Consider the following 21,413-nt stretch of genomic DNA (forward strand, 5'->3'; position numbering starts at 1 on the left):
GTCAGCATGGATTTGAAAACTTTGAGTGTCAAGGTTTTGAACATGCGGGTCCGCCCGACGGCCTAGAATCACGTGGTGACCAGCCGCAGCCCCCGGGGCCCCTACCGCAAGACCGTCGCCAGGCGGGAGCAGATCATCGACGCCGCGCTGGCCGCCTATACGGAAGCCGGCAGTCGCGGTGTTTCTGTGCGGGACATCGCCCAGCGTGTGGGCATGACCGATGCCGGGGTCATGCACCACTTCGGCAGTCGCGAGGAACTGTTCACTGCCGTCCTGCAGGCGCGCGAGAAGGCCGACAGAAACGCTTTCGGAGACGCCAGCAGTGATCCGAAGGCCGCATTCGAACTTCTGGCCCACAACGCCACGACTCCGGGCCTGGTCAAGCTCTTCCTTGACGTCGCCGCCGCAGCAGCCGAACCGGACCACCCGGCACATACCTACTTCACCGAGCGCTACCCCCGCCTTCGCGAGAGCCTGGCCGGTCTGATGACCGACTTCGTCGATCACCGGCAGGACCTCGGATCCAAGCGCAGTACGCCCGACGCCGACTGGGCGGCGCGGATCCTGCTCGCGGCCGTCGACGGCCTCCAACTCCAGTGGCTCCTCGACCCGGACATCGACATGGCCGCAGACACGGCCACGCTCAGCCAGGTACTCCTGGGAGCCCTGGATGCTGGTGAGGATCAGGGGCGGGCGGCAGCCTCTGAGGATGTGCCGACGCAGGGGGGCTGACCCGCGGAGTGGGGGAGGCCGTGGCGCGTCGGGAGGCGGACGCGGGTTGCCGGCCCTCTTTGCTCTCTTCCTCGATGGCCCACCAAGTTGAGCGCGTTGCGATCCTTGAACCGGCGGAAAAGGGCGCCCCCACCCTCCACCCCGCCTTCCTCGACCAGCACCGCTTCCGCCGGCCCCTCGCTCACGTGTCGCGCCTGCTCACAGCCCCCTCGGCCTGCCACGCCCAAGTGGCGGCGACGATGCGGGGGGCCGAGGGCGAGGTGTTCTCAAGGCGCTCCGCCGTGACGCGTATGGGCGTCACGGCGTACGCGTTCCCACGGGCGCCCCGCAGGCGTACGCCCGTCAGCCGAGGGCGCGGCGGAGCGGCGCGGCGGCAGAGGGGTCCCAGCCGCGACGGGGTACGGAGCCGAGCAGCAGACGTGTGTACGGATGCTCGGGGGCGTCCAGGACCTGGCCCGCCGGGCCCGATTCCACGACCTGTCCGGCCTTGAGGACCAGCACTTCATCGGCGATGTGGCGGACCACGGCGAGGTCGTGGGTGACGAACAGGTAGCCGATCCCCGCCTGGCGCCGGATCGCGGCCAGCAGGTCGAGGATCTGCGCCTGGATCGATACGTCCAGCGCCGCGACCGCCTCGTCCAGAACCAGGACGCGGGGCTCGACCGCCAGGGCGCGGGCGATGGCCACGCGCTGGCGCTGGCCGCCCGAGAGACGCCGGGGCAGCGCCGCCGCCTCCCGTTCGCCGAGGCCGACCTGGTCCAGGAGCTCGGCGACCCGGGCCCGGCGGTCCGCCGCGCCGAGGGAGCCGTGCAGGCGCAGCACCTCCTCGACGCAATCGGCCACGGTCACCCGTGGATCGAGCGAGAGGTACGGATCCTGGAAGACCATCTGCATCTCCCGGGCCCGCGCCAGCCGTTCGGCCCGGCCGCGGGCGCGCGCCGAGCGGTCCCGGCCGTCGAGACGGACGGTGCCGCCGTCCGGGCGTTCCAGGCCGACGAGCATCCGGACCGTTGTCGTCTTGCCGCTCCCGGACTCGCCGACCAGGGCCAGACAAGACCCGGGAGCCAGCGTGAACGACACGTCGTCGACCGCCGTGTGGTTCCCGTACCGCTTGCTCAGCCCCTCGACGACGAGGCCCTTCGTTCCTTGAGCCGTGCCGGTCACAGTGTGATCCCTTCGTCGGCGCGGTGGCACGCGGCGAGGCCGTCGCCATGTCGCGCCAGCGCGGGGGTTTCCTCGGAGCAGCGCGGCAGGGCAACGGAGCAGCGCGCGGCGAAGGCGCACCCGGGCGGTGCCTCGGCGAGCGAGACGGGGCGGCCCGGAATCGGCCGCGGGGCCGGCGCGTCCGCCTCGATGCGCGGAGTGCAGGCGAGCAGCCCCGCCGTGTACGGATGGCGCGGCCGGTCGAACAGCTCGTCCGTGCCCCGGGTCTCGACGATGCGGCCCGCGTACATCACGTACACCCGGTCGCAGATGGCGGAGGCCAGCTCCAGGTCGTGGGTGACGAAGAGCAGTCCGGTGCCACGCTCGGCCCGCAGACGGGTGAGGATCGCGATGATCTCGGCCTGGGTGGTGACATCGAGGGCGGTGGTGGGCTCGTCGGCGACGAGCAGCGCGGGCTCGCCCGCGAGGGCGGCGGCGATGACCACCCGCTGGAGCATGCCGCCGGAGAACTGGTGCGGGTAGCGGCGCAGCGCGCCGCGCGGGTCGCGGATTCCGACGGCGTCGAGCAGTTCTTCGGCCCGAGCGGTGGCGGCCCCGGCCGCCGCGCCCGCCGCCCGCAGCCCCTCGGTGAGGAAGTCGCCCACCCGTCGCAGCGGGTTGACGGAGGCACGCGGGTCCTGAAAGACCATCGCGACCTGCCGGGCGCGCAGCGTGGCCAGTTCGGTGCGGCTCATCGTGAGGACGTCGCGCCCGGCGACCCGTACCTCACCGCTGGTCCGCGCGCCCGCCGGCAGCAGCCCCAGCACGCTGCGGCAGGCAACGGACTTGCCCGAACCGGACTCGCCGACCAGGCCGACGGTCTCCCCGGGGCGCACCCGCAGACCGACCCCGTCCAGGATCGGCCGGGCGGCCTTGTCGCCCGGCAATCGGATGCCGAGTCCGTCGATCTCCAGGACCGGGTCGGGGCCCGGCATACCGTTCTCGGTCATGCTGCTCACCGTTCCTCCCGCCGAGCGATGCGGTCGGCGAGCCCCTCGCCGACGATGCCGAAGGCCACCACCGCGAGGACGATGCACGCGGACGGCGCGAGCGCGGGCAGCATCGCCCCCTGCTGGAGTGCCGCCTGCCCCTCGTTGATCATGGCTCCCCAGTCGGCGGTGGGCGGCTGCACACCGAAGCCGAGGAAGGACAGCGCCGCCAGGTCCATCAGCACGTACCCGAAGTTCATCGCGGACTGGGCGAAGACGGTCGGGGCGATGTTGGGCAGGAGGTGCCGCAGACAGACCGACCATCCCGACCAGCCCTGCACCCGGTACGACTCGATGTAGGGGCGGGCCTTCTCCTGCCGCGCGATCCCGCGCACCAGGCGTCCCACGTACGGGGTGTACGCCACGGCCATCGCGACGACCGGGGCGGTCATCCCGGAGCCGACCACGGACACGAGCAGGATCGCGAGCAGCAGTCCGGGGATCGCGAAGACCAGGTCCATCGACCGGGAGAGGAGCGTGTCCGCCCAGCCGCCACCCCAGGCCGCGACCACCCCGACGAACGTGCCGAGGAGGGTGGAGACGCCGACGACGAGCAGTGGGCCGAGCAGGCCGGTGCGGGCGCCGTGGAGCAGCCGGGACAGGATGTCCCGCCCGGACTGGTCGGTGCCGAGAAGGTGGTCGGCCGAGGTTCCCGTCAGGCTCGCCGACAGGTCGACGGCCTCGGGGTCGTACGGGGCGAGGAGCGGCGCCAGGACGGCGACCAGGACGAGCAGTGCCAGGACGGCCACGGCCGCCGTGAACAGCGGGCCCTGGCCGAGGACCTTGAGACCGCGCAGGCCGGGGCGGCGGCGCAGGGCACCGGACGCGCCCGACGGGCCGGGGGCTTCGGGGGCGTTCGCCGCGGAAGATGGGATGAGGGTCATGAGGTGCCTTCCCCGTTGAGGGACAGACGGGGGTCGATGAGCGGGACCAGCAGGTCCACGACGAGGTTGACGACGACGAAGGCCGCCACACTGAGCAGCGTGATCGCCTGCACGACGGCGAAGTCCTTGGCCGTCACCGACTGCACGAGCAGCGAACCGATGCCGGACACGTCGAAAGCGGTCTCCACGATCGAGGTGCTGATGAGCAGCCCGGCGAGCATGGTGCCGCCGACGGTGACGACGGGGCCGAGCGCGTTCCGCAGGACATGCCGGCGGACCACGGCCCGCCCCGGCACACCGCGGGCGCGCGCCACCTCTACATGGTCCCGGACCGACTCGTCCAGCATCGCCGAGCGGGTGACCCGGGCCAGCAGTCCGGCGAAGGTGAGCGCGAGCGCGAAGGAGGGCAGGGTCAGGTGGTACAGCCGATCGCCGAGGCCCTCCGGCGTGCCGCCGGGCCCCGGGAACCAGCCCAGTTGTACGGAGAACAGCGAGATGAGCGCGATGGCGGTGACGAACGAGGGCGTCGCCGTGGCGATACCGGTGCCGAGGAGCACCGCGCGGTCCGCGATCCCGGGGCGCAGCGCGGCGAGGACACCGGCCGTCACCCCGAGGACCGCGACCAGCAGGGCCGCGTAGCCGACCAGCAGGGCCGTGCCGGGGAGCCGCGACCCGATCAGGCTCGCGACGTCCTGGTGGTACTGGGCGGAGCGCCCGAAGTCTCCCTGCAGGACGCCGCCGAGCCACTTCGCGTACTGCGCCGGCAGCGGCTCGTCCAGGTGGTACTGGCTGCGCAGGGACGCCACGGTCTCCGGGGTCGCGGGGCGGCCGTGCAGCAGGAAGGACACCGGGTCGCCAGGCGCGAGGTGGATTGTGCCGAAGACCACGAGCGAGGTCACGAACAGCACGGTCACCAGGCCGGCCAGCCGGCCGAGGAGGTAGCGGGTCATCGCTGAGCGGCCCCGATCGTCGCGGCCCAGGGGTAGTACAGCTGAGCGATGCCGGTGGGGGCGCCGGTGATCCGCTCGCCGAGGTAGACCGAGAACGGCGCCTCGTAGAGCGGGATCACCGGCAGCTCGCGCACCGCGATCTCCTGGAGCTTCGCGGTCAGGTCGGCGCGCTTGGCGGGATCGGGCTCGGAGTTGGCCCGGTCGAAGGCGGCGTCGAACCCGGCGTCGGACCAGTTGCCGTAGTTCCCGAAGTCGCCTGTGCGCAGGTACTGGTAGAACTCCAGCGGGTCGGGCGTGTTGTCGTACCCGTTGGTGACCACCAGGTCGAGACCGGTGCGCGCGCCGGGGTCGACGAAGATCGAGCTGTACGCCTCCGGGGAGACCGTCTTCAGCTCGACGTCGAGTCCGATTTGCCGGCCGGCCGCCTGCACGGCGTTGGCGACGACGCTGATCTCGGGCGCGAGCGGGCTGGTGACCATGGTGATCTTCCGGCCCGTGGCGCCGGCCTCGGTGATGAGTTTCTTCGCGGCCTCGACGTCGTACTTCGGTTCGGGCAGGGCGCCGAAGTAGCCGGAGGTCTTCTCCGGCACGAGGGCCCAGGCGCCCTGCGCCGCAGGTGCCTTGGCGGGGACGCCGACACCGCCGGCCGCCGCCTTGATGATGCCCTTGCGGTCGAGCGCCATGGAGAGCGCCTGACGGACCTTGAGGTCGCCGAGCGGGCCGTGGTAGTTGAGGACGGCCAGGTTGGCAGCGGCGGTGTTGGGGCCGAAGAGGACCTGGCCCTTGCCGCTGGAGCGCAGTTGCGCGAGCGAGGTGGAGGGCACCATGTAGCCGCCGTCGGCGGTGCCGGAGCGCAGGGCGTTGGTGCGGGCCGCGGAGTCCTCGACGAAGGTGAACTTCACGGTGTCCGTCCTGGGGATCAGCGCCCGGTCCCAGTAGGCGGGATTCTTCTTGAGCGTGATGCTGTCGCCCTGGGCCCACTTGCCGAGGGCGAAGGGGCCGGTGCAGTTCACGGTGCCCTTCGGGCTGCCGTAGTCCTTGCCGTTCTCGGCCAGGGTGGCGGCGCTCTCGACGGTGCCGGGGGAAGCGGCCATGAGCTCGTTGAACAGGATGTCGGGCTTGCGCAGCCGGATCGTCACCTCCAGCGGGCCGGTTTTTTTGATGGAGCCGACGTTCTTGAACGAGGAACCCCACGGGGAGCCGGTGGCCGGGTCCGTGTGGCGCTTGAGGGAGGCGACCACGTCGTCCGCGGTCATGGTCGTTCCGTCGTGGAACTTCACGTCCGGGCGCAGGGTGTAGACGAGGGTGCGCGGATCGGGCTGGGCGTACTTGACCGCGAGACCCGGTTCGATCTTCAGGTCCGGGGTGACCCTGAGGAGCTGCTCGCAGACGTTGGCGAGCACGGTGTTCGGCGGGTAGTCGTACGCGAGGGCGTAGTCGAGCGTGTACGGCTCGGCGTAGAGAGACCAGGTGACGGAGGACAGGGAACCCTTCGCCGGCGCGGAGGTCGGCGTGACCCGGTACCCCGGGCCGGTTCCGTTCCCGGCGGAACCGGGTTTCGTGGCGCCGGAACAGGCGGTGGCGGTGACCGCGAGGGCGGCGGTGCAGACGAGCGACGCGATGGCTCTGGGCATGCGCAAGGAGAACCAGCCCTTTACGGGTGTAGTGACGGGCGCTGGGGGATGGAGCGAGTATTGGTGCGGGAACGTTCCCGCACAAGGCTTTGCGGGAACGATTTTCCCGAGGTCGTGAGGGTGGCAGCATGAGCCCCATGACCGAAGCTTCACGGCACCGCGGGCACGCCTCGCCACCCACCCCGCCACGCGTCCGGCTCGTCGACGTGGCCCGCGAGGCGGGCCTGTCCAAGACCACCGTCTCGGCGGCGCTCAACGGCACCGGACGGCTCTCCCCGGCCGTCCGGGAGAGAGCCAGGGAGACCGCGCGCAGGATGGGCTACCGGCCCAACGCCACCGCACGCCAACTACGCGCGGGACGGGCCAGGTTGATCGGATACGTGGTCGGAGAGTTCGTCGGCGCCCCGTGGACGTTCCTGGAGTCGCCGTACTTCGCGCAGCTGACCAGCGCGACCGCGCAGTCGGCGCTCAGCCGTGGCTACGCCCTGGTGCTGCTTCCCTCGGGCTCCCTCCAGGACGAGTGGGCCGATCTCCCGCTCGACGCGGTGATCGTCGCGGACCCGGTCGCCGATGACCGGATCGTGGGCGACCTCCTAGCCGCCCGGATCCCCGTCATCAGCGACCGTTCCGTGGAGGGACAGCCGGGTGCCCAGTGGGTGGACGTCGACGCGGGCGAGGCCGTACGCAAGGCGCTCGACCATCTGGCCGGGCAGGGGGCGCGGCGGCCCGCGCTCGTCCTGCCCGACAGTACGACCCGCTTCCACACGGGCGCGCTCGCCGCCTACCGCGACCGGTGCGTCGCGCTCGGTCGGCAGGAGCACGTCGCACTCGCCGCCGAGGCCGGCAACGGGCCGGTGGTCCGGGCCGTCGAGGAGGCCCTCGGCGGGCCCGACCGGCCCGACGCGCTGCTCGTCGTCGCCGAGGCGAGCCCGCCCCTGGTGCTGGAGGCGGCGCGCCGCCACGGCTACCGGGTGCCCGACGACCTGCTCGTGGTGTGTGTGAGCGAGGACGTCACGGCCACCCACACCGAACCGCCCGTGACGACGCTCAGCCTGCGGCCCGGGGAGATCGCGGAGGCCGGCATCGAACTTCTCGTGGCCGCCCTGGAACTGGGCCGCGAGGAGCCCTCCGGCGTGCTGGTGCAGACGCGGCTCGACGTACGGGAGTCCTCGCTCCGCAGGGGCGGGCACTGAGCCGGAGCGGACCCGGCGGCTCACTCGGTCGGCTCAGACCGTGTGGACGAGCGTGCCGCCCACATACGTCCGCTCCACGCGCGCTCGGGCGATCTCCTCGGGCGGCGCGGTGAGGATGTCGCGGTCGAGGACGACGAGGTCGGCGAGGTGTCCGGCGCGCAGGCTCCCGGAGTCGTCGCAACCGTTCACGTGCGCGGTGCCCGCGGTGTAGGCGGCGAGGGCGGTCGGCAGGTCGATCCGCTGCTCCGGGTAGAAGACGCGGTTCCCGGGGGACTCGGGGGCGACCCGGTTGACGGCGACGTGGATGCCCTCGATCGGGTCGGGGCTGCTCACAGGCCAGTCGCTGCCCGCGGCGAGAGTCGCCCCGCTGCGGACCAGCTCGCCGAACGGGTACTGCCAGGCAGCCCGTTCGGGCCCGAGGAAGGGGACGGTCAGCTCGTCCATCTGGGGCTCGTGGGCGGCCCAGAGGGGCTGGATGTTGGCGATGGCCCCCAGCCGGGCGAAGCGGGGGAGGTCGTCGGGGTGAACGACCTGGAGATGGGCGAGGTGGTGGCGGTTGCCGCGGTGGCCGTTGGCGTCGACTGCGGCTTCCAGAGCGTCGAGGGCCTCGCGGACGGCTCGGTCGCCGAGTGCGTGGAAGTGGATCTGGAAGTCGAGGGCGTCGAGTCGGGTGACGTAGCCGCGCAGGGCCAGCGGATCGACGAAGCTGAGCCCGCTGTTGGCGGTGGTGCAGCCGCAGCCGTCCAGGTAGGGGGCGGTCATCGCGGCGGTGAAGTTCTCGGCGATGCCGTCCTGCATGACCTTGACGGAACCGGCGCGGAACCGGCCGTGGCTCAATTGCTCGCGCAGCGCGACCAGTTCTTCGATCTGCTCGGCCCCGCGCTCACGGTCCCACCACAGTGCACCGGTGACCCGGGCCGTGAGCGATCCGTCCCGTGCGGCGGTCAGATAGGCGTCCGACGGGTCGGGCTTGCCGTTGAACACCCCGAGCAGCGCGTCCTGCCACCCCGTGATGCCGAGCGAGTGCAGCAGCTCCTGGGCGCGCATCAGGCCGGCCAGGCGCTCGGCCGGGGTGCTCGCGGGTATCAGCCGGGAGACCAGGGCCGTCGCGCCCTCCTGGAGCATGCCGCTGGGGGCGCCGCCCGGCTCCCGCTCGATCCGGCCGTCGGCCGGATCCGGGGTCCCGGCGGTGACACCGGCCAGCTCCAGGGCACGGGTGTTGGCCCAGGCGCCGTGGTGGTCGCGGTTGGAGAGCAGCACCGGACGGTCCGGGACCACGGAATCGAGCAGCTGCCGGGTGGGCAGACCGCCGGCGAAGCTCTCCATCGACCAGCCGCCGCCGGTGATCCAGGCACGGTCGGGATGCGCGTCCGCGTACGAGCGGATCCGCTCCAGGTACTCCTCGACGCCGACCGTTCCGCTCAGATCGCACTCGGCCAGCTCCGAGCCGCCGTACACCGCGTGTATGTGGGCGTCCTGAAAGCCGGGGAGCAGCAGTTTCCCGTGCAGGTCGACCACTTCGGTGCCGGGACCGATGAGTTCGAGCACCTCGTCGTGGCCGACGGCGGCGATCCGGTCGCCGACGACGGCGAGCGAAGTGGCCCGGGTGCGGGCCGGATCGGCCGTGAAGACGGGGCCGCGGGTGAAGACCAGATCGGCTGCGGTCATGCGCTGCTCCAGTGCGTGAGGGGGCGGTTGATCGTTGTGACGAGTGCCATGCAATCCGGATGGTCTTTACACGTCAATGGTGTTGTCATAAGGTCCGGCCATGGCCGATCGCGTGGTTTCCGAAGGGCAGCGAAAGCGCCGCCGCCCCACCAAGCAGGGCGCCGTCCTTTCCGAACGCCTGATCGTCGACACCGCCCTGCGCCTGGTCGTGCAGCACGGTGCCGAGGCGTTGTCCGTGCGGCGCCTGGGCGCGGCGCTCGGCGCCGACCCCAGCGCTCTCTACCGCTACTTCCGCAACACGGACGCCCTGCTGCTCGCCCTGGCCGACGAGCTGATCGGGCGTGCCCAGGAAGGCTTGAAGCCGACCGGTGACTGGCGTGCCGACCTCCGGGCGATGGGGCTCAGGATCCACGCGTCGTACAGCTCCAACCCGCAGGCCACACTCCTGGCCGCGCACCGCACGACCGGCCGTCCCCACGAGACCCGGGCCGTCGAGACGGTCCTCGGCATCCTGCGCGGGGCGGGCTTTCCGAACCCCCTGGCGGTACGGATCTACCACGCGTTCGTCGACCAGGCGCTCGCCTTCGCGGCACAGGACGCCGCCGTCCTCGCCCGCCCCGCGAACGCTCAGCAGGCGGATGCCGAGGTCTGGCACGAGGTGTACGGAAAGCTGTCGCCCGACACCCATCCGAACATCACGTCGGCATACCCGTTGCTCGCCGCCGACATGCGCGACAGCGGGTACCCCTTCGCGCTGGAACTGATGCTGGAAGCGGTGGCGGCCCGGCTGCCGGGGACGGCCGACGCGGGCGCCGGGCCGACGGGCGGTTCAGATCACGGGGACGGGTGACCAGCGGCCCACTGCCGCGAGGTCGGCGCTGATCCGCGCCGCCGTCTGCATCAAGTGGGGGAGGAGCGTGGCCAGGCTCTGCTCCGCCGGGCAACGTCCGGCGCGGAGCTGGGGCTGGGGGACCGCATCAGGGCCTTCCGGGGCGAGGTCGCCGCGCCCACCGAGGTCGGCCCCCTGCTCCGTACCGCCTTCGACATCGACGTGATCGCCGAGGGCTACCGTGACTTCCTGGTCCGCTGGGGCGGCGGCTCCGCGCCCGGCGAGGCCGGCGACGACCTCGGCCGCCAACTCCTGCTCCACACCGACTGGCTCGACCTGGTGCGGCGCGACCCCCACCTGCCCGCCGAGCACTTGCCCGAGGAGTGGCCGGCCGCGCGCGCCGAGGAGCTCTTCCGGGAGCTGGCGCACCGTTTCGGGCCCGGGGCGAGCCGGATCGCGCACGAGATCCTCGACCGCTGGGATCCGTCCGGATCTATCTGACTGGCCTGACCTGCGGAAACGGGTGTGTGGGGGGTCTTACGTCAACACCATTGACCTTATCGAGTCCTGGCGGGTCTCATTACGGCATTCCGGAGGCACGTACCTCCGCGATCCTAAGGAGCCCGCCCCATGGACCACCTCACCTCGCTCCGGGACGCCGAACCGACCCCGTTCTGGCTGGACGACCCCGACCGGCCGCAGGCCACCCCCGCCCTGACCGGGGGCACCACCTGCGACCTCCTCGTGGTCGGCGGGGGGTACACCGGCCTCTGGACCGCCCTCGTCGCCAAGGAGCGCGACCCCTCGCTCGACGTGGTGCTCATCGAGGCCGACGAGGCCGGCGGTGCGGCCTCCGGCCGCAACGGCGGATTCTGCGAGTCCAGCCTCACCCACGGCCTGCACAACGGCCTCGGCCGCTGGCCCGACGAGATCGGCGTCCTCGAACGCCTCGGCCGCGAGAACCTCCAGGCCATCGAGGACACCGTCGAACGCCACGACATCGACTGCGCCTGGGAGCGCACCGGCTCCATCGTCGTCGCCACCGAGCCCTACCAGGTCGAGGGCCTCCGGCACGAGGCCGAGGTCGCCGCCCGCTACGGCGGCAAGCCCGTCCTGCTCGACACCGACGCCGTCCGGGCCGAGATCGACTCCCCGACCTTCCTCGGTGGTCTGTGGAACAAGGACGACGTCGCCATGGTCAACCCGGCCCGGCTCGCCTGGGGCCTCAAGCGCGCCTGCCTCTCGCTCGGCGTCCGCGTATTCGAGCACACACCGGCGCTCTCGCTCGACGAGCGGGGTGCCGTGATGACCGCCCGTACCCCCTACGGCAGGATCACGGCCCGACGGGTCGCCCTGGCCACGAACGCGTACCCCTCCCTGCTCCGCCGCCACCGCCCGTACACCGTCCCCGTCTACGACTACGCGCTGATGACCGAGCCGCTGAGCGAGCGGCAGCTCGCCTCCGTCGGCTGGCGCGGCCGTCAGGGCTTCGCGGACAGCGCCAACCAGTTCCACTACGTCCGGCTCTCCGCGGACAACCGCATCCTGTGGGGTGGCTACGACGCCGTCTACCGCTACCGGGGTCGCGTCCGCGCCGAACACGACCAGCGGCACGCGACCTTCGCCACCCTGGCGCGGCACTTCTTCACGACCTTCCCGCAGCTGGCCGGGGTGAGGTTCACCCACGCCTGGGGCGGGGCCATCGACACCAGCACGCGCTTCTGTGTCTTCTTCGACACGAGTCACCACGGAAAGGTCGCGTACGCGGCCGGCTACACCGGCCTCGGTGTCGGTGCGACCCGATTCGGCGCGGAGGTCATGCTCGACCTGCTCGCCGGCGAGCGCACCGAGCGCACGGCGCTCGACCTCGTCCGCCGCAAACCCCTTCCGTTCCCGCCCGAGCCGGTCCGCTCGATCGGCATCGGGCTCACCAAGTGGTCCATGGCCCGTGCCGACCTCAATGAAGGCCGCCGCAACCTCTGGCTGAGGTCTCTGGACCGCTTCGGTCTCGGCTTCGACAGCTGAGTGTCCGCCGCCCGCCCACCCGCATCATCCGCACAACCGTCCTGCCTTCCCCGCACTGGGCACGGCCGGGGAGGCCCGACGTGACCGCACCCGAAATCCGGCCCGCAGCTCCCGTGATGCCGGATCCCGGCGGGCCCACCACGTCCGCCGGACGCGCCCTGCTACGGCTGATCCCCATGCTCACCGTGTCCAACGCCGCGATGTACATGGTCTACATGGGTATCGGTGTGGTGCTGCTTCCCATCCAGGTGGAACTGGTCGACCCGGCGGACAAGGTTGCCAACCTCGGCCTCGTCTCCGGCATCTCAGCGATCTTCGCGACCCTCTTCAACCCACTCGCCGGCCTCTTCTCGGACCGTTCCGGGCGCCGCGACCCCTGGATCCTCGGCGGCGGTCTCGCCGCCCCGGCATGCTGGCTCTCCTCGGCGCGGCCAAGACCGTCCTGCTCGTCACCATCGCGTGGTGCGGCGTCACGGCGTACGCCGCTCCCGTCCCCGGACCCGACGAGCCGCCGCTCGCCGGGATGCGGATCCTGATCTCCAACGACGACTCCATGCAGGCCGCCAGGGCGAGCAACTCCGACGGCCTCGGCCTGTACGAGCTGCGCCGCGCGATGTGCGCCGCGGGCGCCGACGTCGTCGTGATGGCCCCCTGGCAGGTCCAGTCCGGCAAGGGCACCGCCGTCACCAACGGCGGCGTCCTCACCACCCAGCGCCGGACCACCCTTCCGGCCGGATACGAGAACGACTGCGCGGGCGCCCCCTCGGACGGGGCGGTCTTCGGCGTCCGCCTCTCCGACGGCCCGTGCGCCGAGGACACCCCCAGCGCCACCCCCGCCGACACCGTCAAGCTCGCCCTGGGCGGGGGCCTCAAGGCCAAGGCCGGCTGGACCGATGCCCCCGACCTCGTCCTCACCGGCATCAACTCCGGTCCCAATGTGAGCGCCCAGGTCAATGACTCCGGCACCGTCGGCGCCGTGATCGCCGCCGTCGACGAGGGCGTCCCGGCCCTCGCCCTCTCCTCCACCGGGGACGAGACCGAGGTCAGCTTTCCACGCGAGAACTACCGTGTCACCGCCGAGTTCGCCACCCGCTTCGTCGCCGGACTGGAGGAACGCTCCCTCCTCACCTCCGAGTTCGTGCTCAAGGTCGACCACCCGGACGTCAGCGCCGGACAGCCGGCCGGTGCGCCCCGGTGGACGAGCGTCGGCCACGGCAAGGTCGTCCGGCACACCTACGAGGAGACCGGCGAGAGTTCCTTCGGCATCGGCCTCGGCTTCTGCGAAGAACGGCCGGGCGACCCCTGCACCGAGACCGTCAGGAACGCCGACGCGGAGGCCCTGTACGGGGAACACCGCATCTCCGTCGCTCCGGTGACCGCCGACCGCACCTACGGAGCGAAGCCCCCGCGCCCCGGGATCTTGCGGAAGATCCGCCACTATGTCGAGCACGAAGCCGCCCGAGTCCGAACCACCCACGGCAGGAGCCCCATCTCATGACCGACACCCTTGTCTCCACGAACCGCGGGCCCGTGCTCGGCGAGCGCCGGGCCGACGGCAGCCTCCGCTTCCTCGGTATTCCGTACGCCCAGCCACCGGTGGGTGACCTGCGGTTCGCCGCGCCCGTCCCGCCCGAGCCGTGGACGGAGCCGCTGGACGCCATGGCGTACGGGCCGACGGCCCAGCGGCGCCCGTTCGCCGACGTGACGACGATTCCCGAGCCGTCGATCCCGGGCGAGGGCGTCCTGAACCTCAACGTCTTCACCCCCGACACCGATCCGGAATCCGGGCTGCCCGTCCTCGTGTGGATCCACGGCGGCGGATTCGTGGCAGGCTCGGCGGCGAGCCCGTGGTACGACGGGGCCGCGTTCAACCGGGACGGGGTCGTCCTCGTGTCCCTCGGCTACCGGCTCGGGATCGAGGGGTTCCTGCACGTGGAGGGCGCCCCGGACAACCGGGGTGTACGGGACTGGATCATGGCCCTGGAGTGGGTGCGGGACAACATCGCGGCCTTCGGCGGCGACCCGGCCGGGGTGACGATCGCAGGCCAGTCGGCGGGCGGCGGGGCGGTCCAGACCCTGCTCGCCGTCCCCTCCGCCCAGGGCCTGTTCCGGGCCGCGATCTCGGCCTCGGGCGCTGTCATGTCGCCGCAGGGCAGGGACCTGGCCGAGACCGTGTCCGCGCTCTTCGCCTCCCGTACCGGCCTGCCAGCCACCGCCGCCGCCCTGCGCGACCTGAGCGACGACGAACTCCTCGACCTCCAGGACCGTCTGCGGGAGCCGGGCCCGGACCGTGACGAGCTCCCGATGCTCGACCTCGCCCCCTTCGTCGACGGGGAGCTGATCCCGGAGCCGGTGCCGGAGGCGCTCATGGAGGGCGACGCCGGAGCCGAGGTCCCGCTCATGCTCGGCTTCACCGCCCACGAGTTCCACATGGTCGAGCCCGCCGGACTCGGGCAGGCCCTCACGGACGAGCTCTTCCGCATCCCCGCTCTGGCCCTCGCCGAGGCCCGTGCCGAACGCCAACGCCCCACCTGGCTCTACCAGTTCGAATGGACGGCCACCGCCCCGGCCTTCGAGGGCCACCACTGCGTGGACCTGCCCTTCGCCTTCGACCTCCTCGGCGCACCCGGCGTCCCCGAGGCCCTCGGCGCCACCCCGCCCCAGGAACTGGCCGACGCGGTCCACACGTCCTGGGTCCGCTTCGTCAGTGACCTCGACCCGGGTGAGGCCTGGCCCCCCTACACCCCGGCCTCCCGCGCCACCCGCCTCTGGAACCGCACACCGCACACTGCCCACGACCCCCTGGGCCGGCTCCGGAGGCCGTAGCACTTGAAGAAGCGGCGCGGGCGGCCGGACCGTCCGCGCCGAGCAGGTGTCGCAGTCGTCCTCGGCCCACCGGCCGTGACGGTCAGGCATCCAGGGGCTTCGGTGGAGCGACCACGATGTCCCGCTTGAGGATCTTGCCGGTCGCTCCCTTGGGCAGTGCGTCGGCGAACCGCACTGTCCGCGGGTACTTGCAGGCTGCCACCCGCTGTCTGACATAGTCGCGCAGCTCGTCCGACGTCGTGCGGGCGCCGGGCCGCAGGACCAGCACGGCGGCGACCTCCTCACCGTGCGCGGGGTCGGGAACACCGACCGCCGAGGCCTCCAGGACGTCCGGGTGCTGGTACAGCACCTCCTCGCGACAGAATCTCCCGATGATCAGCGGAATGGCACCTTCCGGCCCTCCCGAACCAACGCTACGGAGTGAGCCGGCGCAAGCCATACCCCAGCGACCTGTCCGACGCCCGATGGGCCCTGATCGAGGCGACCCCGACGGCATGGAGAAAGGCCCGGCCCGACGGCAGGCCCACCGGCACCGCCAGCTCCGCAGCCGTGACTCACGTCGCCTCGATCGACAACCTCGCCAAGCGCATAGCGGACGAGACCACGCCAACCTGGAGAGGAACCTATTAGGGCATAATGGGTAATTCGCCCACAGTGAGCGCCCTCTGAGGACCGAACGAGGGTCCAGCGGGTTCCGGCGGCCGATTATTGATCTTGCTCGGGCAAAGGACTGTTCATGGGAGCCGGCCGTCCACCTCAGCCGTCTGTCCTGTCCGAGTTCCGGTCGGCATCGGACAGCCGGTGCCGGGCCGAGCTCTTGTCAATCACCCTGGGGCAGGCGGTGCGGAACACGTCCGTCGTGGGCATCCTCCTCGTAGCCGGCACGCTCGTCCCAGTCACCGAACGTCTTCCGGTACGAGCCGCTCGTTGTCCGAAGCGAGCGGCGCGTCAGGTTCGTCGATGTCTGATCGGGCCTTATCCCGGCGCGGCCCGAGTGCGGCGGCCACGAACGAGGCGACCAGCGGCCGGCGGTCCTGCTCGATCCAGGCGAGTACCAGGCGGCTGGGCGGCGCGTCGGCCACCGGGACGCAGACCAGGCCGGCCGGGACCGGTTCGACCAGCGAGCGGGGCAGCACCCCGATCATCCGGCCCACTGCGATCATCTGGAGCATCTGGACCACGTCGGCGATCTCGGGACCGGTGCCATCGCCCCCGGGTATGCCTTTCCAGCGCGGCAGCGTCTCACCCTCCAGATCGGACATGCGCACCGAAGTGTGCCCGGCCAGCCGGTGTCCGGCCGGGACGATGACCACGCGATCCTCGGTGTGCAGTGTCTCGTGGGCCAGGCCGTCGAGGTCGTCGAACGGCGCGTAGAGCAGGCCGACGTCGGCCCGGCCGTCGCGCAGGAAGTCGGCGCGATCGGCCGGGCCGCTGAACAGGATGTCCACCTGGCGGGCGTCGGGCCGGTGTGCGTATTCGGCCAGGAGCCCGGAGAGCAGGCCGGCGTCGCCGCCGGGTTTGAGCACGAGCCGCAAGTGGGCCTGGGTATCGCCGGCACGCTGGGCGTGCCGGATGGCGGCGCTGACCGCGTTGAGCGCGTGCCGGCCGTGTTCCTGCAACGCCTTCCCGGCCGGGGTGAGCTCGACGTGCCGACTGGAGCGGATGAAGAGCGGGACACCGAGCCGGGTCTCGATCCGTCGGATGGCCTTCGACAGCGCCGGCTGGGCGATCGAGAGCCGGACGGCGGCCCGACCGAAGTGCAGCTCGTCGGAGAGCGCGATGAAGTACTCGAGCTCGCGGGTCTCCAGTCCGATCATGCCTCCAGGTTATCGCCGAATGGCGAACCGGTCTTGGACGCAGGCGCCGTGCAGAGCCAAGATTGCCTGCATGATCAACCACACGATGATTGTTTCCTTCGACCAGCCGCTGCCCGACGCCGAGCTCGACCAGTACCTCGCGGATATCGAACTGGTCATGCTCGAATCCGGTTTCGTGCAGTCGGTCGCGACCCGGCGCCACATTCCCGTCCCCGGCGAGGAGGCCGTTCCGGCCCTGATCGCGACCGCGATCGTGCAGGTGGCCGTCGCCGACACCGACGCCCTCGCGAAGGCGTTCACCGTGCCGGGCATGCACGAGGTCATCGACCGCTGGCAGTCCCGGCACCCGTACAAGGTCGCCTGGGCGAACCACACGGCGCTGGTATGAGCGGCGCTTCCCGAAAGGCGGGCCTGGTCACCGGGGCCGGCAGTGGGATCGGCCGCGCGGCGGCGCTCCGGTTCGCCCGGAGCGGCGCCGCGGTGGCCGTGCTCGACATCGACGCGGGCACGGCGGCCGAGACCGCCGAAACGATCAGGAAGGACGGCGGGGAAGCGCTGGCTGTCACCGTCGACATCGCCGACGAACGGTCCGTGCAGGCGGCCGTCGCGCGCACGGTCGCGGCGTTCGGGGGCCTCGATTTCGCGGTGAACAACGCCGGCATGGCCTCGCATCACCGCAGGCTAGACCAGATGACCCTGGACGAGTTCGAGCGCGTGGTCCGCGTCAACCTGACCGGGACCTTCCTGTGCATGAAGTACGAACTGCCCGCGCTGCGCGGCCGTGGAGGCGGAGCGATCGTCAACATCGCGTCCAACGGCGGCCTGTACGCGATTCCGACCGCCCCCGCCTACGTGGCCGCCAAGCACGGCGTCGTCGGCCTCACCAAGGCCACCGCGGTCGACTACGCACCGGACGGCATCCGGGTCAACGCCGTGTGCCCCGGCCCGACCCGCACCCCCGGGTTCGAGGAGGTGGCAGTCGGCACCGACATGATCGCGCGGCAGGCGGCGGTCACGCCGCTCGGCCGGCTGGCCACGCCGGAGGAGGCCGCCGCGGCGGCGGTCTGGCTCTGCTCGGACGCCGCGTCCTACGTCACCGGGATCGCGATGTCGGTCGACGGCGGGCGACGGGCATGAGGGGCATCGCGCTTGAGGACCACATGGCCACCGAGGCGCTCCTGCGCGTCGCGCACGGCCTGGACGTCGTGCCGGGCGACGAGACCGAGATGGCTTTGATGCGCACGGTGGAAGGCCCTCCCGACTATCGCGCCCGGCTCACCGATCTCGATGCCCGGCTGCGGGAGATGGACGCGCACGGGCAGGACATGACATTGCTCAGCCTCAATCCACCCGGCGTCCAGCCCTACGCCGTGGCCGACGCGGTGCCGCCGACCCGGGAGTTCAGCGACGCGCCGGCCGCGATCGTGCGGTGTCACCCGGGCCGGTTCGGCGGACTGGCCACGGTGGCACCGCAGGATCCGGTCGCCGCGGCCGCTGAGATGGAGCGGGCCATGGGCCCTCGGGCTCAACGGCATCATGCTCAACTCGCACACTGGCGAGCGGTACCTGGACGAGCTGGATTTCGCGCCACTGCTGACAGGCGTTGTTGAGGCCCTCACCTCCTCCGGATTCAAGAACAGGCACTTCAGCACCGCCGTTGCGCAACCCGTTGCACGCCCCGGCCGGGCAGCAGCCCTGCCCGGCGCCCCGAACGGGGACGAGGACGGCCGGATGTCCGGTGCCATGGTGCGGTCGGTGTACGGGGCGATGTCCACGCTCGGCACCAGGTCGTCGCCGAGGCGGTGGCAGGTCGGTGCGGTGCCGTTCGCGCTGGACATGCTCGACTGGCTCGCCACGCTCGGTCTGCGGCCCGCAGTACTGGTCGCGGATGCCGGTCACGGGGCGAACGCCGACTTCCGCCGCGGCCTGGAGAACCGGGGACTGGCCCACGTGCTGCAGGTCAAGGGCGGGACAACTGCGCACGCCGTAGCGCTGAGCTCCTGACGACCCGGTGCCTCCCCGCGAAAACCGTCCGTGTCCGGCACGAACCGCCGACCGGCCGTGCGGACACCGCCTTCACACTCTTCTGACCGCTTCCTGACATCGCGTGACTACTGTCCCTCGCATGCGCACACCTCCATACCGCCCATGCGGTCACCAGGACAGCACCCGCAGGGCCTTCCGGCACACGATCGGCGCCACCGTCGCGGTGTCGGCGGCCGTCGTCGCACTGGTCACGCCGACCGCGGTCGCCAACGCCGCACCGCACAACCCGTCGTCCACCAGCGGCAGCGCGGCGGGACCGGACACCACGACCACCCACGCCGGCGCCACGACCGCACAAGAGCGCAACCGGATCAACGCCTACTGGACCCCCGAGCGGATGAAGCTGGCAGGCGCTCTGGTCCCCGAGATCACTCCCGTGCCCGAGGACGACAACACGCCGGACGACCCGCGGCCGCTTCCCGTGAACACGCCGGACTCCGGGGCCGTGTGGACACACGGCGGGGCGGTGGAGAAGAACGTAGGCCGCCTGTTCTTCACCTTCTCCGACGGCTACGACGGCAGTTGCACCGCGACGGTCGTCACCAGCGCCAACCGCAGTACCGTCATCACGGCAGCACACTGCCTGAGAGGCGTCGGGTCGCCTTCCGCCGACGACACCTGGAACCACAACTTCTACTTCGTGCCCGGCTATCGCAACGGAACGAAACCGCTCGGCGGCTTCAGCGTCAGGACCATGGCCACCTCTTCCCGCTGGGACGCCGATCCGGACACCACGGAATCGTCGGACGTCGCTGCCGCCGGCTACGACACGGGACTCCTCGTGGCGAACCCCGCTGCCGGGGGGCACCCGATCGCGGACGTCACCGGAAGCCAGCAGATCGGGTTCGGCCGGCCCGTCGAGGACGAGTTCGTCCACGCCTTCGGGTACCCGAACTACGGACTCAACGACCCCGGGGACAAGTACGTCGGATCCCGCCTGATCCACTGCGCGGGCACGAGCCGTCCCGGTCCCAAGGTCCCCTTGTTGTGGGGTGAGTCCTGCGACATGTCGGCCGGGTCGAGCGGTGGCCCTCACCTGGCCCACTTCGATACCCGCACCGGCACCGGCACCGTCGTGGGCGTCACCACCACCGACGAGGAACTCGCGGGCGGGCAGACCCCCACGCTCTACGCAACGCGCCTCGGTGACAGCGCCCACCGTCTCTACGACTGGGCACAGTCGCGTTACTGAGGTTGAACTCGTGGAATCGTAGGGGCTGACGGCTGGTCGACCCTGCGGTACACCAGGGCACGCGGTATCCACAAGGGGGCGGGCTGATGGCCGAACGGCAGCGGTTCCGCAAGGAGTTACGACTCAAGGCGGCCGAGAGGTTCACTCACGGCGAGGCGAGCGAAGTGATCGCCAAGGACCTGCGGGTCACTTCGTTGCCCGGATCTCGACCAGCCGACGCCGCGAGGTCGGCGCTGACGTTGTGGACCTGCCTGTCCTGGCCGCGTGCCACGGGGGAGACCACCGGGATGTGCCCCTGCTCCAGGAGGGTGCGCACCATGCCGGGGTTCACGTCCACGATGTCGCCGACAAGGCCTGTGTCCACCGGCCGCCCGTCCACCCAGGCTGGCCGCCGTACCGCCTCATCGTGTGGGCGTCCTCGCCCGTCATGCCCACCGCGAAGGGTCCGTGTGCGTTGATGTGGCCGACCAGCTCCCGCTGGACCCGGACGCTCGGCACCATGCGCACCACGTCCGTGGCTTCCGGAGTGGTCACCCGCAGGCCCGCCTCGAAGCGGGATTCCGGTCCGCACCCTGTTCACGAGTTCGTTGGCCTGACGTCGTGCCGCCCGCCGTGGGAGCCTGCGCGCAGTAGTGGATGAGAAGTGCTTCGAGTTCGGCCGGGAATCCGCCGGGTCCGTCGGGGACGAAACCGTCGACCGCCACCCGGGTGAGAACGCGTCGGGGGACGGGCCCAGCGCTCCGGCGAGTTCCGGGTGACGGGGGAGGGACCCCGGCCGTGCGTAGGGCGCGGCGAAGGCGCCACCGAGGTTGATGGCGCGCGGGGAGAACCGGGTGATCCCGCCGATCACGGTGCTGGGCTTCAGGGCCGTCCCGAACTCGGAGAGAAGGGCGTTGCGGTCGGCGACGTCGGTGGCGAAGAAGGTGTGCATGCCGGCCAACTGAGCAGCACACACCGCGCAGGTACGCATCCCCAGGTCCCGACCGCTCCGGTGCACCGGCCGTACGATGGAGGCGTGACCTGCACCGAGCCGCTGACCGTTGCTCGGCCGGGGCCAGGCGGTGAGTCCTCGGTTCCGTCCTTGGACGGGTCTGAGCTCAGCTCCGGAACCGGCTGGGGTAGTCGTCGGCGTCTGCCTTCCGCCGGAGGTTGTTGTCGTCGGGGTGCAGGCTCAAGGATCGGTTGATCAGGACTTCTTCGCTCTCCACCTTGTCCGGATCCGGCACGCAGCTCTCCACCGGACACACGGCCTGGCACGCGAGATGGTCGTAGAATCCCACGCACTCCGAGCAGGCGTTGGGGTTGATCTCGTAGTTCTCGTCACCCTCTTTGATCGCCTCGTTGGGGCACTCGGGCTCGCAGGCACCGCAGTTGATGCAGTCTTCGGTGATCTTGATGGCTACTGCCGCTCACTCCTGTCTCCTG

The 21,413-nt window shown here is 71.3% G+C and carries 22 protein-coding genes and 3 pseudogenes; 15 read left to right on the plus strand and 10 right to left on the minus strand.

The genetic code is table 11. From position 1 onward, the window contains the following. Positions 1-75: 75 nt before the first annotated feature. Entirely contained in the window at positions 76-732 is a 657-nt protein-coding gene (locus ACFV8T_RS26595; protein WP_385332009.1) for a TetR/AcrR family transcriptional regulator, read from the plus strand. 342 nt (positions 733-1,074) lie between these two features. On the opposite strand, the gene ACFV8T_RS26600 is transcribed toward ACFV8T_RS26595, so the two are convergent. From ACFV8T_RS26600 to ACFV8T_RS26620, 5 genes are read right to left on the minus strand one after another with little or no spacing between them, the layout of a single operon-like run. Continuing rightward, positions 1,075-1,896, minus strand: a complete 822-nt coding sequence (locus ACFV8T_RS26600; protein WP_385332012.1) for an ABC transporter ATP-binding protein — start codon at positions 1,894-1,896, stop codon at positions 1,075-1,077. Then, positions 1,893-2,885 (minus strand): ABC transporter ATP-binding protein, encoded by a 993-nt coding sequence (locus tag ACFV8T_RS26605; RefSeq protein WP_385332015.1) that lies wholly within the window; start codon positions 2,883-2,885, stop codon positions 1,893-1,895. The genes ACFV8T_RS26600 and ACFV8T_RS26605 overlap by 4 nt, the downstream gene beginning before the upstream one ends. A gap of 5 nt (positions 2,886-2,890) precedes the next feature. Then, entirely contained in the window at positions 2,891-3,808 is a 918-nt protein-coding gene (locus tag ACFV8T_RS26610; protein ID WP_385332018.1) for an ABC transporter permease, read from the minus strand. Further along, on the minus strand, positions 3,805-4,758 hold the full coding sequence (locus ACFV8T_RS26615) for an ABC transporter permease (protein WP_385332021.1): 954 nt from the start codon (positions 4,756-4,758) through the stop codon (positions 3,805-3,807). Before ACFV8T_RS26615 ends, ACFV8T_RS26610 begins: the two co-directional genes overlap by 4 nt. Continuing rightward, positions 4,755-6,392, minus strand: a complete 1,638-nt coding sequence (locus ACFV8T_RS26620) for an ABC transporter substrate-binding protein (RefSeq protein WP_385332024.1) — start codon at positions 6,390-6,392, stop codon at positions 4,755-4,757. The genes ACFV8T_RS26615 and ACFV8T_RS26620 overlap by 4 nt, the downstream gene beginning before the upstream one ends. Before the next feature lie 137 nt (positions 6,393-6,529). Here ACFV8T_RS26620 and ACFV8T_RS26625 point away from each other — a divergent pair, with 137 nt between their 5' ends. Further along, a complete protein-coding gene (locus ACFV8T_RS26625; protein ID WP_385332027.1) occupies positions 6,530-7,585 on the plus strand; it encodes a LacI family DNA-binding transcriptional regulator in 1,056 nt (351 codons plus the stop codon). Positions 7,586-7,618: 33 nt separating this feature from the next. Here the strand turns inward: ACFV8T_RS26625 and ACFV8T_RS26630 are convergent, their stop codons facing one another. After that, positions 7,619-9,253 carry an amidohydrolase gene (locus ACFV8T_RS26630; protein WP_385332030.1) on the minus strand — a complete coding sequence of 545 codons (1,635 nt, stop codon included), beginning with the start codon at positions 9,251-9,253 and terminating at the stop codon, positions 7,619-7,621. A 100-nt stretch (positions 9,254-9,353) separates the two neighbouring features. On the opposite strand from ACFV8T_RS26630, the gene ACFV8T_RS26635 reads away from it, so the two are divergent. The 6 genes from ACFV8T_RS26635 (at position 9,354) to ACFV8T_RS26660 (ending at position 14,933) form a co-directional block, all read left to right on the plus strand. Continuing rightward, positions 9,354-10,103: a TetR/AcrR family transcriptional regulator gene (locus ACFV8T_RS26635; RefSeq protein WP_385332033.1), complete on the plus strand. Its 750-nt coding sequence runs from the start codon at positions 9,354-9,356 to the stop codon at positions 10,101-10,103. A gap of 54 nt (positions 10,104-10,157) precedes the next feature. Beyond that, positions 10,158-10,583 (plus strand): PaaX family transcriptional regulator C-terminal domain-containing protein, encoded by a 426-nt coding sequence (locus ACFV8T_RS26640; RefSeq protein ID WP_385332035.1) that lies wholly within the window; start codon positions 10,158-10,160, stop codon positions 10,581-10,583. A 129-nt stretch (positions 10,584-10,712) separates the two neighbouring features. Beyond that, positions 10,713-12,107, plus strand: coding sequence for an NAD(P)/FAD-dependent oxidoreductase (locus ACFV8T_RS26645; RefSeq protein WP_385332038.1), 1,395 nt, complete (start codon positions 10,713-10,715; stop codon positions 12,105-12,107). A gap of 80 nt (positions 12,108-12,187) precedes the next feature. Next, positions 12,188-12,643: a hypothetical protein gene (locus ACFV8T_RS26650; RefSeq protein WP_385332041.1), complete on the plus strand. Its 456-nt coding sequence runs from the start codon at positions 12,188-12,190 to the stop codon at positions 12,641-12,643. Positions 12,644-12,660: 17 nt separating this feature from the next. After that, the gene (surE, locus tag ACFV8T_RS26655; protein WP_385332191.1) at positions 12,661-13,605 is read left to right on the plus strand and encodes a 5'/3'-nucleotidase SurE; all 945 of its coding nucleotides are present in this window, start codon (positions 12,661-12,663) and stop codon (positions 13,603-13,605) included. Next, positions 13,602-14,933, plus strand: a complete 1,332-nt coding sequence (locus tag ACFV8T_RS26660) for a carboxylesterase/lipase family protein (protein WP_385332044.1) — start codon at positions 13,602-13,604, stop codon at positions 14,931-14,933. Before surE ends, ACFV8T_RS26660 begins: the two co-directional genes overlap by 4 nt. A gap of 82 nt (positions 14,934-15,015) precedes the next feature. On the opposite strand, the gene ACFV8T_RS26665 is transcribed toward ACFV8T_RS26660, so the two are convergent. Further along, entirely contained in the window at positions 15,016-15,282 is a 267-nt protein-coding gene (locus ACFV8T_RS26665) for a hypothetical protein (RefSeq protein WP_385332047.1), read from the minus strand. Positions 15,283-15,353: 71 nt separating this feature from the next. On the opposite strand from ACFV8T_RS26665, the pseudogene ACFV8T_RS26670 reads away from it, so the two are divergent. Then, positions 15,354-15,464 (plus strand): annotated as a pseudogene (locus ACFV8T_RS26670) (IS5/IS1182 family transposase); the annotation flags it as partial. Further along, positions 15,459-15,563: pseudogene (locus tag ACFV8T_RS26675) on the plus strand (IS5/IS1182 family transposase); the annotation flags it as partial. The pseudogenes ACFV8T_RS26670 and ACFV8T_RS26675, both read left to right, overlap by 6 nt. A gap of 266 nt (positions 15,564-15,829) precedes the next feature. Here the strand turns inward: ACFV8T_RS26675 and ACFV8T_RS26680 are convergent. Continuing rightward, positions 15,830-16,750 carry a LysR family transcriptional regulator gene (locus ACFV8T_RS26680; protein ID WP_385332050.1) on the minus strand — a complete coding sequence of 307 codons (921 nt, stop codon included), beginning with the start codon at positions 16,748-16,750 and terminating at the stop codon, positions 15,830-15,832. A gap of 70 nt (positions 16,751-16,820) precedes the next feature. Between ACFV8T_RS26680 and ACFV8T_RS26685 the strand changes: the two genes are divergently transcribed. The 5 genes from ACFV8T_RS26685 to ACFV8T_RS26705 all read left to right on the plus strand — a co-directional run bounded on the left by ACFV8T_RS26685 (position 16,821) and on the right by ACFV8T_RS26705 (position 19,988). Then, positions 16,821-17,138, plus strand: coding sequence for a hypothetical protein (locus tag ACFV8T_RS26685; protein WP_385332053.1), 318 nt, complete (start codon positions 16,821-16,823; stop codon positions 17,136-17,138). Continuing rightward, the gene (locus tag ACFV8T_RS26690) at positions 17,135-17,887 is read left to right on the plus strand and encodes an SDR family NAD(P)-dependent oxidoreductase (RefSeq protein WP_385332056.1); all 753 of its coding nucleotides are present in this window, start codon (positions 17,135-17,137) and stop codon (positions 17,885-17,887) included. Before ACFV8T_RS26685 ends, ACFV8T_RS26690 begins: the two co-directional genes overlap by 4 nt. A 23-nt stretch (positions 17,888-17,910) precedes the next feature. Beyond that, on the plus strand, positions 17,911-18,360 hold the full coding sequence (locus tag ACFV8T_RS26695) for a hypothetical protein (RefSeq protein WP_385332058.1): 450 nt from the start codon (positions 17,911-17,913) through the stop codon (positions 18,358-18,360). Positions 18,361-18,481: 121 nt separating this feature from the next. Then, positions 18,482-18,754, plus strand: coding sequence for a transposase (locus ACFV8T_RS26700; protein ID WP_385332061.1), 273 nt, complete (start codon positions 18,482-18,484; stop codon positions 18,752-18,754). Between the two features lie 121 nt (positions 18,755-18,875). After that, on the plus strand, positions 18,876-19,988 hold the full coding sequence (locus ACFV8T_RS26705; protein ID WP_385332064.1) for a trypsin-like serine peptidase: 1,113 nt from the start codon (positions 18,876-18,878) through the stop codon (positions 19,986-19,988). 211 nt (positions 19,989-20,199) lie between these two features. Here the strand turns inward: ACFV8T_RS26705 and argB are convergent. Together argB and ACFV8T_RS26715 are read right to left on the minus strand one after the other, a co-directional pair. Continuing rightward, positions 20,200-20,555, minus strand: a pseudogene (gene argB / locus ACFV8T_RS26710) (acetylglutamate kinase); the annotation flags it as partial. 530 nt (positions 20,556-21,085) lie between these two features. Beyond that, complete coding sequence (locus ACFV8T_RS26715; RefSeq protein WP_385332193.1) at positions 21,086-21,385, minus strand: YfhL family 4Fe-4S dicluster ferredoxin; 300 nt, start codon at positions 21,383-21,385, stop codon at positions 21,086-21,088. Between the last annotated feature and the right edge of the window lie 28 nt (positions 21,386-21,413).

This window comes from Streptomyces sp. NPDC059832 (assembly GCF_042731715.1).
Taxonomy (GTDB): Bacteria; Actinomycetota; Actinomycetes; order Streptomycetales; family Streptomycetaceae; genus Streptomyces.